Origin of the sequence: Lysobacter capsici (genome assembly GCF_018732085.1) — a bacterium.
Lineage (GTDB): Bacteria > Pseudomonadota > Gammaproteobacteria > Xanthomonadales > Xanthomonadaceae > Lysobacter > Lysobacter capsici_A.
The window spans coordinates 2343342-2360645 of the sequence record NZ_CP076103.1 but is presented as its reverse complement, the minus strand read 5'-3'; the positions used below and the strand labels follow the sequence as shown (position 1 = coordinate 2360645).

General features: G+C 66.7%; 10 protein-coding genes. 5 read left to right on the top strand and 5 right to left on the bottom strand.

Translation table 11 applies throughout. The features are described from left to right. Positions 1 to 47: 47 nt before the first annotated feature. Positions 48 to 767 (top strand): TlpA family protein disulfide reductase, encoded by a 720-nt coding sequence (locus KME82_RS09785; protein WP_215498332.1) that lies wholly within the window; start codon positions 48 to 50, stop codon positions 765 to 767. 138 nt (positions 768 to 905) lie between these two features. On the opposite strand, the gene KME82_RS09780 is transcribed toward KME82_RS09785, so the two are convergent. After that, on the bottom strand, positions 906 to 1832 hold the full coding sequence (locus KME82_RS09780) for a LytTR family DNA-binding domain-containing protein (RefSeq protein ID WP_215498331.1): 927 nt from the start codon (positions 1830 to 1832) through the stop codon (positions 906 to 908). 155 nt (positions 1833 to 1987) lie between these two features. On the opposite strand from KME82_RS09780, the gene KME82_RS09775 reads away from it, so the two are divergent. Next, positions 1988 to 3253, top strand: a complete 1266-nt coding sequence (locus tag KME82_RS09775) for an acyltransferase family protein (protein ID WP_215498330.1) — start codon at positions 1988 to 1990, stop codon at positions 3251 to 3253. Positions 3254 to 3828: 575 nt separating this feature from the next. On the opposite strand, the gene KME82_RS09770 is transcribed toward KME82_RS09775, so the two are convergent. The 4 genes from KME82_RS09770 to KME82_RS09755 form a co-directional block, all read right to left on the bottom strand. Then, positions 3829 to 4311 (bottom strand): glutathione peroxidase, encoded by a 483-nt coding sequence (locus tag KME82_RS09770; protein ID WP_036112644.1) that lies wholly within the window; start codon positions 4309 to 4311, stop codon positions 3829 to 3831. A 419-nt stretch (positions 4312 to 4730) separates the two neighbouring features. Continuing rightward, on the bottom strand, positions 4731 to 7037 hold the full coding sequence (locus KME82_RS09765) for a TonB-dependent receptor (protein ID WP_215498329.1): 2307 nt from the start codon (positions 7035 to 7037) through the stop codon (positions 4731 to 4733). Positions 7038 to 7426: 389 nt separating this feature from the next. Next, positions 7427 to 9493, bottom strand: a complete 2067-nt coding sequence (locus tag KME82_RS09760) for an amidohydrolase family protein (RefSeq protein ID WP_215498328.1) — start codon at positions 9491 to 9493, stop codon at positions 7427 to 7429. 49 nt (positions 9494 to 9542) lie between these two features. Beyond that, positions 9543 to 9926: a VOC family protein gene (locus tag KME82_RS09755; RefSeq protein ID WP_215498327.1), complete on the bottom strand. Its 384-nt coding sequence runs from the start codon at positions 9924 to 9926 to the stop codon at positions 9543 to 9545. A gap of 251 nt (positions 9927 to 10177) precedes the next feature. Here KME82_RS09755 and KME82_RS09750 point away from each other — a divergent pair, with 251 nt between their 5' ends. From KME82_RS09750 to KME82_RS09740, 3 genes are all read left to right on the top strand, one after another. Next, positions 10178 to 12397 (top strand): M3 family metallopeptidase, encoded by a 2220-nt coding sequence (locus tag KME82_RS09750; protein ID WP_096414230.1) that lies wholly within the window; start codon positions 10178 to 10180, stop codon positions 12395 to 12397. Positions 12398 to 12675: 278 nt separating this feature from the next. Further along, entirely contained in the window at positions 12676 to 13449 is a 774-nt protein-coding gene (locus KME82_RS09745) for a response regulator transcription factor (RefSeq protein ID WP_215498326.1), read from the top strand. Positions 13450 to 13754: 305 nt separating this feature from the next. Beyond that, positions 13755 to 17096 (top strand): YadA-like family protein, encoded by a 3342-nt coding sequence (locus KME82_RS09740; protein WP_215498325.1) that lies wholly within the window; start codon positions 13755 to 13757, stop codon positions 17094 to 17096. The last annotated feature ends 208 nt before the right edge of the window (positions 17097 to 17304 follow it).

Genomic DNA, 17304 nt, shown 5'->3' with positions numbered 1-17304 from the left:
GCTTGAACGGGCTGAGCGCCATGCAGGCGATGCGAGCGAGGTTCGCCATGGCCTTGTCGATGCGGCATCACGCGGGCGCGGCGGCGGCTGCGTTCGTGCTGGCGTCGCTGAGTCTGGTCGCAACGTTCTCGGCGTTCGCCGCCGGTCCGGCGCCTGCGCGGTCGGCCGATCGACCTGCAACGCAGCAACTCGCCAGCACCCAGGCCAGCGCGCGGATCGCGAAGCCTGATGCGTCTGCCGGCACGTCCAAGGCCACAACGCCCGATCCGCAATCCCGACGCAGCACCCGCACCGCGCCGCAGCGTGGCGATATTCCGCCGGATTTTCTCGGTGTGGATCGCGACGGCCGGCCCATCAAGGTCAGCGACTACCGCGGCAAGCTGGTGGTGATCAGCTTCTGGGCCAGCTGGTGCGCGCCGTGCCGGCGCGAACTGCCGATGCTGTCGGCGCTGCAGGCCGGGGTCGGACGCGAGCATCTGCAGGTGATCGCGATCAATCTCAACGAGCCCCGGCGCGATTTCGACGCGTTCCTCAAGCTCAACCCTTCGCTGGAGATGAGCCATATCCGCGACGCCGGCACCGTGGCCCGCCATTACGGCGTCACCGCGGTGCCGAATCTGTTCGTGATCGATCAGCGCGGCGCGATCGCGCAGGTGCATCGTGGATATTCGCCGCAGCAGTTGCGGCAGTTCGCCGAGGAGATCGCGGCGTTGTTGCCGCCCGAGGCCTTGAAGCGGCCGGCCGCGGCCGGCAAGCAAACACAGTAACCCGAGCGACAGACCTGCCTGGCCTAGCTGTAGGAGCGGCGCGAGCCGCGACCGCGAAACCCGCTTGCGTCGTAGCCGTGAGGTCGCGGTCGCGGCTCGCGCCGCTCCTACAGGGGGCGCTCGCAGCCCCGTCAGCACTCAAGCCGCCCGCCGCTCCTGCCGCAAGGCGCCGCGATAGCGCCGGCTGCACGGGATCTTGCTGCCGTCGTGCATGGTGATGCGCGCGTCGCCGCTTTCCAGCGGTTCGATTTCGCCCACGCAGTCCAGGTTGACCATGTAGCTGCGATGCACGCGCACGAAACGCGCCGGGTCGAGCTGGGTCTCGATCGCGGCCATGGTGGTGCGCAGCGGGTAGTCGCGGCCGCGCAGGTGCAGGTTCACGTAGTTCGACGAGGCCTGCAGCCATTCCACCTCGCTCGCGGCGATCAGGAACTCCTTGCCGAGCTTGCGCACCAGGAAGCGCTCGGGCCGTTCGGGGACGGCCGGCTCAGGCACGTCGTCCGGGGTCGCCAGCACGCTGGCCTCGCCCTGCCAGCGCCGCATCAGCAGGCGGTAGCCCTCGATCCACAGGATCATGTAGGTATAGGAGCGCACGTCCTTGAGGTATTCGTAGACCAGGTTCATGCCCCAGGCGCCGAAATCGTAGCTCTCGCCCAGGCCGACATAGACCAGCTTGCGGATTGCGACCATCCCGACCACGTGCGCGACCGACCACACCACGCTGCCGAACAGGTGCATGACCAGCGCGCGGCGCCAGGTGTCGATATGGAACGGGACCTTGCGGGTGTACCAGATCAGCAGCGGCGCCAGCGCCAGCGCGGTCACGCAGCTGCTGGTTTCCCATACCGCCGGCGCCCAGTCGGGGATGTCCACGTTGTAGCGGTGGATGTCGATCACCGCGGTCAGGGTGCCGGCGACCGCGTTGACCGTGAACAGGATCACCCAGGCCAGCACTTCGACGGTGCGGCGCCAGGGCTGGTAGCGGTCCCAGGCGCTGGCCGGCGCGGCGGCGCTCGGGTCGTTGGCGGGCGCGGTCGAAGGGGGCGCGGAAACGTCGTGGGTCATGCGCGCATTCTCGCCTGCGCGGCGCCTTCGGCGGCAACCGATCGTCCCCGGGGGCCGCGATTCGTCCCCGCCGGACCGCCGCCGGTCACCCCGCGGTGTCGCGCAAACGCCCGCCGCCACAGGCTTTGCGCCACCTCACCGCCACGGACCCGCCCATGCAACGCCGGTACGACATCGACGCCCTGCGCGCCCTCGCCTTCGTCCTTCTGATCCTCTATCACTGCGCCATGTTGTACGTCGCCGACTGGGGCTGGCACCTCAAGAGCAGCCACCTGTCCGAGCCGCTGCAGATCCCGATGCTGTTCGTGAACCGCTGGCGCATGGACCTGATCTTCCTGATCTCGGGCCTGTCGGTGCACTTCCTGCTGCGCGGCACCTCGCTGGGCCGCTTCGTGGTCCAGCGCAGCTGGCGGCTGCTGCTGCCGCTGACGTTCGGCTGCCTGGTGATCGTGCCGATCCAGCCGTATGCGCAGGGCGTGGCCAACGGCCTGGTCGAGCCGGGCTTCGTCGATTTCCTGCTGCGCTACTACCAGTTCCAGCCCTGGCCCAAGGGCGCGTTCGACGGCTGGGAGTACGGCTTCACCTGGAACCACCTGTGGTACCTGATCTACCTGTGGGTGTACACGATGGTCTTCGCCGCCGTGCTGCCGCTGTTCCGCAACGGCGTCGGCCGGCGGTTGCTGAGCTTGTTCACCGGCCTGCGCGGCTGGAAGCTGCTGATCCTGCCGGCGCTGCCGCTGGCCTTCTACACCATGACCCTGGCGCCGCTGTTCGACGAAACCGGCGACCTGATCCACGACTGGTACCGCCACGCGATGTACTTCACCGTGTTCCTGTACGGCTATTGGATCGGCAACGACGCCGGCCTGTGGGCCGAGCTGACCCGGCTGCGCAAGTGGAGCCTGAGCCTGGCGCTGGGCCTGTTCGGGTTCTACCTGAGCCTGGTGCTGCTGATCCCCGAACAGATTCCCGACTGGCTGCAGAACAGCGTATGGCTGCTGCGCAATCTGTACGTGTGGTTCGCGCTGACCGCGATCCTGGGCTGGGGCCATGCCCTGCTCAACCGGCCGTTCCGCTGGCTGCCGTGGGCGACCGAAGCGGTGTACCCGTGGTACGTGCTGCACCAGAGCCTGATCGTGCTGATCGCGTACTGGATCTTGCCGCTGCATTTCGGCCCGATCAGCGAGCCGGCGATCGTACTGTCCGGAACGGTGGCCGGGTGCTTCGTGCTGCACGAGATCATCCGGCGGGTGCCGGTGTTGCGGCCGGTGTTTGGGTTGAAGGGGAAGCGGCGTAGCGCGGTGGCGCGTGCTGCTCGAACGGGCGCTGATAGGTCGGTGGCGGGTGTGGCGAGCGATACGGCTGTGACTACGACCGCGGTGATCGATGTTACGCGGCCTGCGGCTACGGATATGGCTTGAGGTGGGGATTGGATCGTGACTCGGGCGATGGTCCGGGTCACGGTTCGTGTTTCGGGGTTCGACTGGGTTGAATTTTTTGACGCGTCTTGTCGGCGCGTACCGGCCAACGACTACGTCCTCTCTACCGTCATTCCCGCGAAAGCGGGCTCTGCTTTACTTCGGCGAAGCCGAACATCCAGAGACTTCAGCGCCATCCTTCCAGATCGTCATTCCCGCGAAAGCGGGAATCCAGTGACTTCAAACGTTAGTGACTTCAAACGTTCTCGCACGAAAGGCCCTGGATGTTCGGCTTCGCCGAAGTAAAGCAGAGCCCGCGTTCGCGGGAATGACGGTAGGAGGGAACGGTCGGAGCTAGAACAAAAAAGGCTTCGGCTGTTTGAGCCGAAGCCTTTCTTCAACCGCGAAGGCGGGAATCCAGAGACTTGCATCATCCTTCCAGATCGTCATTCCCGCGAAGGCGGGAATGACGGTAGGAGGGAGCGGTCGGAGCTGGAACAAAAAAAGGCTTCGGCTGCTTGAGCCGAAGCCTTTCTTTCAACACTGAACTTTCGAGCAATTCAAGCCGCTCAAACCCATCAAGCCAACGCCTTCTCGATATCCCCAGCGATCGACTCGGGCTTGTCCGTCGGCGCATAGCGCTTGATCACCTTGCCGTCGCGGCCGACCAGGAACTTGGTGAAGTTCCACTTGATCGCGTCGATGCCGAGGAAACCGCCCTTCTCGTCCTTGAGCCATTTCCACAGCGGGTGCGCCTTGTCGCCGTTGACGTCGACCTTGGCGTACATCGGGAAGGTCACGTCGTAGGTCAGCGAGCAGAATTCCTTGATCTCGTTCTCGTCGCCGGGTTCCTGGTGGCCGAACTGGTCGCAGGGAAAGCCTAGCACTTCGAAACCGCGCGCCTGATACTCGCGCTCGAGCTTCTCCAGGCCGGTGTACTGCGGGGTGAAGCCGCACTTGGACGCGACGTTGACGATCAGCAGCACCTTGCCCTTGTAACGGTCCAGCGACTGGGACTGGCCGTCGATGTCGGTGGCGGAAAAATCGTAGGCGGTGGTCATGAGACGGCGCTCGGATGTGGGTTGGGCGCACGATAGCGCGTCGGCGCGGCCTTGTCCGGCCGCCGCGCGGGTTGTCCGGCGGCGCATGCGCAGATGTCCGCATCGATCACGGTTTGGCGAAGTGACGGCAATTCGCCGCGAAGGGAGACGGTCATGGCATTGCAGCCGGCGCGGCGCGCTTGCGAGGCCTCTTGTGGGAGGGCCTTCAGGCCCGATGCCTTTCGTTCAGACCTTGGCGACCTGAGCGAAGAGCATCGGGCCTGAAGGCCCTCCCACAAAAGACCTCGGTGCATCGAACAGGAAAAAGCCCGAGACCTGGGTGCATCGATCAGGAAAAAGCCCGAGACCTCACCGCATGGACCAGAAAAAAGGCCCGCACTGGGCGGGCCTTTTCTCAGATCAGGTGAAGCCGGCAGCCATCAGAACGAGGCCTTGAACTCCGCACCCACGATGCGCGGGTCGTTGACGAAGCCGACCAGGTTGTTGAAGTCGATGCCGCCGACCGCGCGCACTTCGTCGAGGATGTTGCGGCCGTACAGCGCCACGTCGTAGCGGCCGTTGTCCCAGGTGTAACCCACGCGCAGGCCGCCTTCGAGCAAGGGCTTGCCGCGGAATTCCTTCGATTCGTACAGGAAGAAGTTGACGCCGCTACGATAGGCCCAGTCGGTGTAGACGTAGAACTCGTTGCCGTTGGCCAGCGGCAGGGTGTAGCGCGCGGTGACGTTGTAGACCCACTTGGGCGCCTGCGGCAACGGGTTGCCGTCGATCGCCGCCAGGGTCACGCCGTTGCGGACCACGGTCGGGTCGGTCACGGTGCAGCCGCCGCCGCAGGGCGCGACGAACAGGTTGGCGTCCTGGATTTCGGTGTCGTTGTAGCTGGCGCCGAAGGTGACCATCAGGTTGTCGGTCAGGTAGGCGTCGAGGTCGACTTCGAAGCCCTGGCCCAGGGTCTTGTCGGCGTTGACCAGGATGGTCTGGTTGAGCGCGCCGCCGACCGCGTTGAGCTGCTGGTTGTCGACGTTGTAACGGAACAGCGCGAAGCCCAGGCGCGCGCGCTTGTCCCACAGGTCGGCCTTGAGGCCGGCTTCGTAGGAGATCACCTTCTCGGCGTCGGCGACCGACGGCTGCGGCGGCACCTGGAACAGCAGGCGGCCCTGGATGCTGGGCGCGCGGAAGCCCTTGGCGACGCGGGCGTACAGGTTGATGTCGTCGGTGGCCTGGAACACGCCGCTGATATCCCAGCTGACGTCGTCGACATCGGTGTTGACCTTGAACGGGCCCGACACCGGCGCGCCGAACGGCGCGCTCTGCAGCACGCTGGCGCTGAAGTCCTTCTTATCCTGGGTGTAGCGCAGGCCGCCGCGCAGCTTGAAGCGGTCGGTGACCGCGTATTCGAGCGAACCGAACGCCGCCCAGGCCTTGTTGCGCTGCTTCTGCTGGGCGTGACCGGCCTGGATGCCGCCGGCCAGGGTGTCGTAGTTGAGGCTGTCGACGGTGATGTCTTCGTCGAAATAGAACAGGCCGGCCTGCCAGTTCAGCGGGCCGCTGTAGTTCGATTCCAGGCGGAATTCCTGGGTGATCTGGCGATGGTCGGGCAGACCGTCGGCCGATTCGGCGGTGAACGGAATGCCGGCCGGGGTGCTGCCGCCGGGCAGGAACATCGCGCCGACGCCGCCGTCGATGTCGCCGCGGCTGAGCGAATCGGCGGTTTCGTAACCGGTGATCGAGTACAGGGTCAGATCGTTCGACAGGTCCCAGCTCAGGCGCGCGCTCGCGCCCCAGGTGTCGAGCTTCTGGAAGTTGCGTCCGTCGATGCCGACCTTGTCGACGTCGAAGCCGTCGACCAGATCATTCGTGCCCTTCTTGAACAGCATCGCCCGGAACAGGCGCGCGGTGCCGTTGAGGTGGCGCGCGTGGAGGTTGAACAAGGCGTGGAAGGTGTCGCTGCCGTCGTACTGCAACTGCAGGCGCGCGGCCGACTCGTCGTAGCCTTCGAGCTTGGGATTGGTGCGCGCGTTCGGGTTGGTGTTGTCGACCCAGTCGTCGCGGCGCTGGTACATCGCCGAAGCGCGCGCCGACCAGTTCGGGCCGAGCGGGCCGCTGACCGCGCCTTCGAAGTTGGTGGTGCCGTAGGTGCCGTAGGAAATCTGGCCGTAGCCTTCCAGTTCGCGGGTCGGCTTGGCCGATTCGAACTTGACCACGCCGGCCGGGGTGTTGCGGCCGAACAGCGTGCCCTGCGGGCCGCGCAGCAGTTCGACGTTCTCCAGGTCGAACACCGGGAAGCCCTTGAGCAGCGGGTTTTCGAGCACGATGTCGTCGTACACCAGCGACACCGGCTGCGAGGCGTTCAAGTCGAAGTCGGTGTTGCCCAGGCCGCGAATGTAGAAACGCGGGAAGGCGCGGCCGAACGAGGACTCGATGTTGAGGCTCGGCAGGCGGCCGGACAGGAAGCGGATATCGCCGCCGCCGGAGCCGAGCACGTGCAGCTTTTCGCGATCGACGGTGGTGAGCGCGACGGGCACGTCCTTGGCGCGTTCGACCTTGCGCTGGGCGGTCACCATCAGCGCGTCGAGGGTCTTGGCTTCGCCTTCGGCGGGCGCGGCCGGCGCGGCGGCCGTCGTGTCCTGGGCGAACGCTGCGGTGGAAACGAGGGTCAGGCCGATGGCGAGCGCGAGAACGTGGCTGCGCGGGGCAAGACGACGGGGAGCACGGGCGTGCTGGGACATGGTCGGGGTTTCTCGGTGGACGCGGCGCGTGGGGCGCCAGTGCTTGGGAAACCGCCGCGGCGTCATGCTCCCCTCGGGCATGGGCTGACGGCGATGGGCGATCGGACCGCCCCTTGGCGGTTCTGGCGCGGAGCTGCCCGCGCCGTGGTCGGCTCATTGACCGGCGAATGTTACCAAATCATTAAAGAGTCGGTGCTCGAATGGGTGGGTGAAGCACAAGCTCCCGCTCCCGACCATTTACTTTCGCAACCCTCCTCTCCCTCTCCCGCTTGCGGGAGAGGGCCGGGGTGAGGGCCCGCGAGCCGGTTCGAGCTGCGTCCTCGTCCCTCCCTCACCCCAACCCCTCTCCCGCAAGCGGGAGAGGGGCTCTTCCATCTGATTAGCGAAAGTTATTCAGCGACCGTCACCTTCGCCGCCGCCGCGAACGGCTTCACCCCGAGCGCTTCATGCACCTCGCTCGGGTAGTACGCAGTATCGCCGCGCAACACCAGCGAGACCTTGCGGATGTCGCCGATGTCCCGGGTCGGGTCGCCGTCGATCAGGATCAGGTCCGAGCGCTTGCCCACCGTCACCGAGCCGCGGTTGTCGAGCACGCGCGCGACCTTCGCCGCGTTCCAGGTCGCGACCTGCAAGGCCTGCGCCGGGGTCAGGCCGGCGCGCACGTACAAGGCCAGTTCGTGCTGCAGGGTGAAGCCCGGGATTTCGTCGGTGCCGGCGAGCAGCGGCACGCCGGCCTTGTAGGCGCGGCCGACGAACTCGACCAGCTTGTCGTAGGACTTGGTGTAGCGCGCCGCGGTGGCGTCGTCGGGGATGTTCATCTCGGCCGAGCGGCGGCCGCGCTGCACGTCCGGCGGCAGATGGTCCTCGATGCCGGCCACGATCGGCGACAGCTCGCCGTCGCGCTGATGCAGGAACTCGAACGTCGCCAGGGTCGGATCGATCGCGATCTGCTTCTTGGCCAAAGTCGCGATGAAGTCCTGCACCGGCTTGGAATCGAAATCCAGGTCCGCGGTCTTGTCGGCGACCAGGTAGAACCGCTGCAAGGTGCGCGTATCGGTCTTGTCGTCGACGAAGAAATTCAGCATCAGCTGATTGATGTGCTGGATCTCGTCGAAACCCTGGTCGATCACGTCCTGCGCGCGCAGGAACGCAGGCACGTGGCCGCTGACCCGCATGCCCTTACTGTGCGCGTAGGCGACGGTGTCGCGCAGCACCGCCTTCGGGAACGAGTTGTAGATCTTGATCTGCGGGTAACCGTGTTCGGAATACCAGTCGACCGCCTTCTTGGCTTCGTCGAGGTTCTTGATCACGAAGCCGTTGCGCGCCGAGAACTGGCTCTCGCCTTCGATGAAACCGGCCGGCACCACGCCCGGCGACATCAGCGTGCCGTCTTCGATTTCGCCGATCATCTGCTGCAAGGTCGCGTTGTCGTTGCCCATGTCGCGCACGGTGGTGACGCCCGCGGCGATGTTGAGGCCGCCGTCCCAGCGCGACACGTGCCCGTGCATGTCGAACAGGCCCGGCATCAGCACCTTGCCGCCGCCGTCGACGACGCGGTCGGCCTTGAGCTTGGGATCGGCCTTGCCGACCGAAACGATCTTGCCGTCGGCGATCACCACGTCGGTGGCCGCGCCCAGGGTGGCGTGTTCGCTGTCGAACACGCGCACGTCGCGCAGCACCGTGGTGCCGGCGAAACGGTGACCGAGCTTCTTGCGCAGGTCGACCAGCAACTTGCCTTCGGCGGCTTTCTGCTGGGTTTCCAGGGCCGCGGCGTTGGCCTGCCAGCCTTCCTCGATCAACTGCAGATAGCCCGGGAAGATGAAGGCGAACAGGCGCGGCTGCGCGTCGCTGGTGGCCCAGACGAAATTCGGGGTGAAACCCTGCCCGGTCAGCGCCAGCAGCTGCACGGTCTGGGTCTTGCCGTCGCGCGTTACCTTCGCTTCGCCGAGCTTGCTCGAACTCAGCGTGCCGTTGGGCAGCAACGGCAGCTTGCCGTCGTGCTTGGCCAGCGCGCCGAGCGCGACCGAGATCCCGGCCGGCGTGCCGCCCAGCGGCGCGTACAGGCCAACGCCCGGCACCGTGGTCTGGCCCGAGTCCGACTTGGATTTCCAGCTGACCTGATCGCCGTTGCGCTGGAAGCTTTCGTCGACCTTGGCGCCGAAGGTCGAGGTGCCCTGCACCGCGTACGTGCGGTAGGTGCCGTCGTCGGCCAGGGTGTAGGTTTCCTTGAGCTCGGGCCCGCGGCCGTTGTCCTTGAACACGAACTCGACCGTGGTGGTGCCGTCGTCGGCGCGGGTCACGACCTGCTGACCGGCCTGCTTGCCGCCGTCGACCAGGGCGAGGTAACGCGTGGTCTGCGCCGCCAGCGCGGTCGTGGCGAAGGCCACCGACAGGCCGGGAACCAGGCACAGCGCGAGCGCGAAACGGGTAACGGACTGCGGACGCGGGGATTTCATCGGGTGCGGCTCCGGTGTCGGATAGAGGAATGGGTTTGAGAGCAGACGGTCAATCGCCGGCGTGTGTGACCATCAGGACGTAACCGTCCGGATCGCTGAGGCGGAATTCGCCGTTGGGACGGTAGAACGGATAGGTCAATTCGCCGGCGGCCAGGCCGGCGGCGAGCACGCGCTCGCGCATCGCCACCACGTCGTCGCAATAGACGTAGAACAGCACGCCCTGGACGCCGTCGTCGATCGGCGCGTCGGCCTGGACCAGCATGAATTCGGCGCCGCCGGGGCTTTGCATCCACGCCCAGGTCGGGTCGTCGCGGCCGGGTGGCTGATGCAGGTCGGTCGCGCGGAAATCCAGCGCCGCATAGAACGCGATCGCCCGCGGCACGCTGGCGACGTGAAGCATCGGCACGAAGGCGCGCGCGGTCGGCGTGGTCATGAGCACTTCCCTGATGGACCGTGAGGAGTCCGCATCGCCCGCTCCCCGGGTGAAGGTCGCCGGAGTGTAAACCGGTCGCGGCGGCGTATCCGTGGGTGAATGGTCATGCCCCGGTCCACGCACATCCGGCCGGCGCGTCGGGCCGCGAGCCCCTGCCGAACGCGGGTTTCGCCGGCCCATGCCTTTCGTCATGGGCTGGCCACGGCCCCATCGGGTAGGCTTCGGGATTCCTTTTGACGAGGTTCGTACCGATGAAGCATCCGCTCGCGCTGGCGCTGGCCGTGGCCCTGATCGCCACCGTTCCCGGCCTGGCCCACAATGCCCAGGCCCAGGCTCCCCAAGCCGCCAAGACCGATAAAGCCGTGACCAACGCCCCATCGACTTCGAACCCGTTCTTCCAGCAAAGCCCGCTGCCGCTGCAGTTCCCGCAGTTCGACAAGATCAAGGACAGCGACTTCGCCCCGGCCTTCGATCGCGGCATGGCCGACCAGATCAAGGAAATCGACGCGATCGCCAACAACCCCGAAGCGCCGAGCTTCGACAACACCATCGTCGCGATGGAGCGTTCGGGCCAGATCCTCAGCCGTTCGGTCTCTACTTTCTTCAACCTGACCGGCACCGACACCAACCCGACCCGCGAGAACCTGCAGCAGGAATACGCGCCCAAGCTGTCGGCGCACCGCGATGCGATCTCGCTCAACCCGAAGCTGTTCGCGCGGATCAAGGCGCTGTACGAAAAGCGCGACACGCTGGGCCTGGACGCCGAGGGCGTGCGCCTGATCGAGCGCTACCACGCCGACTTCGTCCGCGCCGGCGCCAACCTGACCGAAGCGCAGAAGACCCGGGTCAAGGCGATCAACTCCGAACTGGCCGAACTGGGCGCGAAGTTCAGCAAGAACGTGCTGGCCGAGGTCAAGGATTCGGCGATCGTGGTCGACACCAAGGAAGAGCTGGCCGGCCTGTCCGACGAGCGCATCGCCGCCGCCGCCGAAGCGGCCAAGGCGCGCAAGCTCGAAGGCAAGTACCTGCTGACCCTGCTCAACACCACCGGCCAGCCGCCGGAAACCGACCTGACCAACCGCGCCCTGCGCGAGAAGCTGCACAAGACCTCGGTCGCGCGCGGCAGCCGCGGCAACGCGTACGACAACACCGCGATCGTGTCCAAGGTCGTCGCCCTGCGCGCCGAGCGCGCCAAGATGATGGGCTTCCCGAACTACGCCGCGTTCGTGCTCGACGACGAAACCGCCAAGACCCCCGAAGCGGTCAACCACATGCTCGGTCAGCTCGCCCCGGCCGCGGTCGCCAACGCCAAGCGCGAAGCGGCCGACCTGCAGGCGATGATCGACAAGGAACAGGCCGCCAAGGGCGAGAAGAGCTTCCAGCTCGAGCCGTGGGACTGGGCGTTCTACGCCGAGAAGGTGCGCAAGGAGAAGTTCGCGTTCGACGAAGCCCAGCTCAAGCCCTACTTCGAAATGAAGAACGTGCTCGAGAACGGCGTGTTCTACGCCGCCGGCCAGCTGTACGGCCTGAAGTTCAAGCAGCGCACCGACCTGCCGCTGTACCGCGACGACGTCACCGCCTACGACGTGTTCGACGCCAACGGCAAGCAGCTGGCGATCTTCATCGCCGACATGTACGCGCGCGATTCCAAGCGCGGCGGCGCGTGGATGAACTCCTACGTCGACCAGTCCGAACTGTTCGGCACCCTCCCGGTCGTGGCCAACCACCTCAACATCCCCAAGCCGCCGGCCGGCAAGCCGACGCTGATGACCTGGGACGAGGTCACCACCATGTTCCATGAGTTCGGCCATGCCCTGCACGGCATGTTCTCGAACGTGAAGTACCCCTACTTCTCGGGCACCAGCGTGCCGCGCGACTTCGTCGAGTTCCCCTCGCAGGTCAACGAGATGTGGGCCGACTGGCCGTCGGTGCTGGCCAACTACGCCAAGCACTACCAGACCGGCGAGGCGATGCCCAAGGAACTGCTGGACAAGGTCCTGGCCGCGTCCAAGTTCAACCAGGGCTTCACCACCACCGAGTATCTCGGCGCGGCGATGCTGGACCAGAACTACCACCAGATCGGCGACATTTCCAAGGTCCCGGCGCCCAAGGACGTGATGGCGTTCGAAACCGCCTCGCTCAAGAAGGACGGCATTTTCTACCCGCCGGTCCCGCCGCGTTACCGCACCCCGTACTTCAGCCACATCATGGGCGGCTACGCGGCCGGTTATTACGCCTATATCTGGTCCGAGGTGCTCGACGCCAATACCGTGGAATGGATCAAGCAGCACGGCGGCCTGACCCGCGAAAACGGCGACCGCTTCCGCGCCACCCTGCTCTCGCGCGGCGGCAGCAAGGACGCGCTGCAGCTGTTCCGCGACTTCTCCGGCCACGATCCGCAGATCCAGCCGCTGCTCGAACGCCGCGGCCTGACCGCGCCGGTCGCTCCGGCCAAGGGCTCGAAAGAATAAATAATTCAGCCCCGCCCTCGCGGCAGTAACACGAAAAGGCCGTCCACCTGTCCGGTGGGCGGCCTTTTCTGCGTTTCAGGGCTCATCGAGGCACATAATTTTTGTTATCTCGATCTAATTATCGAGACTTATTTCCCCATCAATTCAATACTTTGTATAAACCCCGATCTATGTCACATTAGATTTCGAGGGAGCCCGTAACCTGATATTGGACATCGACCGGCACTGTTTCCACATAAGAAACAGTTGGTAGTTCGATCAAAACAGGGGACACCAGGATGGCCGCAATCACTGCGTTTCAGGCCAACAGTTCCAGCAGCGCGTCCGGCGCCGACAACCGCAACGCCCGGCGCATCGCCGTGGTCGAGCGCGATCCGGACCTTCGCCAGCAGATCCTGCATTCGCTGCAGACGCGCCAGTTCGCGATCGTCGAATGCGCCAACGCGACCGCGCTGTACCGAAACCTGCTGACCGCGCCGTGCGACATCGCGGTGATCGCCAGCGACCTGCCCGACGACAATCCGCGCTCGGTCGCGCTGCATCTGCGCCAGCACTCCGACATCGGCATCATCATGCTCGACGCGCAGGCCGGCTGCCACGGCGAGGCCGATTCGTACCACGAGATCGCCGACGCCTGTTTCGCCAAGCCGGTCGACCTGGACGGACTCGCCGCGGTCGTCACCGCGATGCACAGCCTGCAACACCACATGCGCGCGATGCCGGCGCGCGCCAGCGCCGGACAGCCCGAATGGGAACTGGCGCTGGACGGCTGGACCCTGCGCACGCCCGACGGCGCGTCGATCGACTTGAGCGCGCCCGAACGCAGCGTGCTGCTGCGCTTGGTCAACACCGGCGCGGGCGGGCATCCGGTCTCGCACGACAGCCTGATCGGTTCGCTGACCAGCGACGTCTACGACTTCGATCCGCACAGGCTGGAAATGCTGATCTACCGACTGCGCAAGAAAGTCGCGCTGATGAGCCCGTTGCCGCTGCCGCTGCGCGCGGTGCGCGGCATGGGCTATCTGTGCACGATCGTGAGATCGTCCCACTGAGCCGCGCCGCGATCGCGGCGTCCTGATCGCGATGCCCAAACGCAGAACGGCGGCCACTGCGGCCGCCGTTTTTCGTTGCCTGAGCGTCAAGCTGAAGCGTGAGCAGCGGTGAGTGTATTGCACCCCGCGCCGCGCCTAGCCTGAAATCGCCGATGCACTGACCGCGCCAGCGAACACGGCAGTCTCGGCATCAGGGGGAAAGGGGAACACATCGCGGCCCCGCGGCCAGCTTGCAACGCATTCACCACCACCCGTTCCGCCCCCGATGTCGATCGGCCTACCGCTATCGAATGACGGAGGCTGTCATGACCACACGCAACCCGAACCACGGCAAGCAAACGCCCCTCGCCTACCAGGCGCCGGAACGCGCACGACGCATGCGCATGGGTCTGTTGAGCGGATGCATCGCCGTCGGGCTGATGGGGCTGCTGCCCATCGCCGCGAGCGCGGCCGACCTGGAATCCGCGGCCAAGAGCGAGGCCGAAACCGCGGCGTCCAGGATCGTCGGCGACGACACTGCCAAGTCCGAAGCCAGCACCAGCGATGCCGTGCTCGACAGCGAAGCGCCACTGCTGCCCTTGGTCTTCGACGGCATGCCCAACCGCGCCAGCTGGAGTTCGGCCAGCGCCTTCGACGGCGGCGGCATGGTCTCGCCGATGAGCGTGATCGAACCGCCGCCGGCGTTGAACAACACCCTGCCCGGCATCAGCGCCTACCTGAGCAACTGGCTGCTGGGCAACGACTATCAAGCCTGCGGTCTGCTCGGCAGCGGCTGCCTGACCATCGATCGCGCCAATTTCAATTACTCGTACCTGTCGCTGATCCTCAACCTGGTGCAGGCGCCGAACGTGCTCGATCTGGACGGCAACCAGCCGGCCAATCACCTGACCCTGATCGGCGCGGTGCAGTCCGACAGCTACATCCAGTTCCAGGACAGCAACTACACCGGCAACAACAACAGCGCCTCGTGCATCATCATCGGCCTGGCCTGCACCTGGCGCACCAACGCCGCGCAGAACAACCAGACCATCATCGGCGACGGCAGCTACGCCAACGGTTCCAACACCATCGTGATGGGCACCAACGCGCGCCATCAACTGCCCACCATCACCGCCGCCGCGGCCGGCTTCACCGGCGGTCCCGACACCAACTACGCCGCGCGCCTGGGCAATTCGGTGGTGATCGGCGACAACAGCTTCGGCAACGCCAACCGCCAGACCATCCTGGGCTTCGGCGCGACCTCCACCCACGCCAACAGCGTCGCGCTCGGCGCGGGTTCGAGCACCGCGGTCGGCGCACAGGCCGGCTACACCGCGTTCGGCCTGGTCGCGCCGCAGACGTCCTCGGGCGAGGTCTCGATCGGCGCGGCCGGCGCGACCCGCAAGCTCACCAACGTCGCCGCCGGCAGCAACGGCACCGACGCGGTCAACCTCGCCCAGTTGCAGGGCGCGTTGTCGACCGCGGCGGCCGATCCGTTCGCGGTCAAGTACAACGACCTCGGCGGCACGCCCGACTTCGCCAACGTCACCCTGCAAGGCGCAGGCGGCACGACGATTTCGAACGTGCGCGCCGGCCTGGTCAACGCCGGCAGCACCCAGGCGATCAACGGCGCTCAGGTGTTCGCGATCAGCGCCTCCAACGCGCAACGCCTCGGCGGCGGCGCGGGCGTCGCCGCGGACGGCACCGTGACCGCGCCGAACTACGTCATCGAAGGCAACGGCTACAACAACGTCGGCTCGGCGCTGGCGGCGATCAACACCGGCCTGGCCAATGCCGATGCGTTCTCGGTGCAGTACAACGACGACGGCGCCGGCAATCCGAACTACGGGGCGATCACCCTACGCGGGCCGGCCGGCACCGGCACCTTGATCGGCAATCTCGCCGCGGGCCAGATCGCGGCCGGCAGCCTGGAAGCGGTCAACGGCGGGCAGATCTTCGCGGTCGGCGGTGCCACCGCGGCGGTGTTCGGCGGCGGCGCGGCGTTCAACGCCGGCGGTACCTTCACCGCGCCGAACTACGTCATCGGCGGCACCGGCTACAACAACGTCGGCGCCGCGCTGGCCGCGCTCGACGGCGGCGTCAGCGGCGCCAATGCCTTCGCCGTGCGTTACGACGACGACGGCACCGGCAATCCCGACTACGGCAACATCACCCTCGCCGGCCCGGCCGGCACCGGGACCGTGCTCGACAACCTCGCCGCCGGCCAGATCGCCGCCGGCAGTCTGCAGGGCGTCAACGGCGGGCAGATCTTCGGCCTGGGCACCTCGATCGCCAACCTGTTCGGCGGCGGCTCGGTGTTCAACGCCGGCGGCAGCTTCACCGCGCCGAATTATCTGATCGGCGGCAACACCTACAACGACGTGGGTTCGGCGCTGAGCGCGCTGGACGGCAACATCAACGCCGGCAACGCCTTCGCCGTGCAGTACGACGACGACGGCACCGGCAATCCCGACTACGGCGCGATCACCCTGCGCGGACCGGCCGGCACCGGCACCACGCTGGACAACCTCGCCAACGGCCAGATCGCCGCCGGCAGCCTGCAGGCGGTCAACGGCGGCCAGATCCACGACATCGGCGCGGCGGTCGCCTCGATCTTCGGCGGCGGTTCGCTGTTCAACGGCGGCGTGTTCGGCGCGCCGAACTTCACCGTCCAGGGCGGCAACTACAGCAACGTCGGCGCCGCCTTCGCCGCGGTCGATGCCAGCCTGACCAACATCAACAACCGCATCGACAACCTGCCGCCGGGCAATCCCGGGCCCGATCCGCGCATCGCCATCGACGGCACCGGCAATGCCTCGGTCGCGGCCGGCTCGCGCGGCGTCGCGGTCGGCGCCAGCGCCAACGCCGGCGGCACCCACGCCACCGCGATCGGCGGCGACAGCTACGCCGCCGGCGCCAACGACACCGCGGTCGGCGGCAATGCGCGGGTCAACGCCGACGGCAGCACCGCGGTCGGCGCCAACAGCAACATCGCCGCCAGCGCGACCAACGCGGTCGCGATCGGCGAAAGCGCCAGCGTCACCGCGTCGGGCGCGGTCGCGCTCGGCCAGGGCGCGGTGGCCGATCGCGCCAACACGGTTTCGGTCGGCAATGCCGGGCAACAGCGGCAGATCGTCAACGTCGCCGCCGGCGCGCAGGACAACGATGCGGTCAACGTCGCTCAGCTCAAGGCGTCGCAGTCGGGCACCGTGCGCTACGACACCAACGTCGACGGCAGCGTCAACAACACCCAGGTCACGCTCAACAACGGCGGCGCGGCGGTCAACATCCGCAACGTCCGCGCCGGCACCGCCAACACCGACGCGGTCAACGTGCAGCAGCTCAACGAAGGCGTGAACCGGGCGATCAACACCTCCAACCAGTACACCGACAACTGGGGCAACACCCTGCGTCGCGAGATCGGCCAGCTCGACGACAAGGCCAGCGCCGGCGTGGCCTCGGCGATGGCGGTCGCGGGCCTGCCGCAGTCGTACATGCCCGGCAAGAGCATGGCGGCGATCGCGGCCAGCTCGTTCCGCGGCGAAAGTGGCTTCGCGATCGGCATCTCGACCATCACCGAGGACGGCCGCTATGTGTACAAGGTGTCGGGCAACAGCAATTCGCGCGGCGATGTCGGCGTGACGGTCGGCGCGGGTGTGGTGTGGTGAGCGATGTGGTGCAGTGAGCGGCGTGAGGCGATGAGCGATGTGGTCCGGTGAGCACCGGCACGCGCCTGGCGCGCGCGACCGGAGCTCGACCTTCCCCCGGCGGTCCGCGAACACCCCTTCGCGGTCGCCAGGCCGCCCGGAGCGATCCGGGCGGCCTTCTTGTCGCCACACGCCTGCGAGCTATGATCGAAAGCCTCGCGACTGCCGC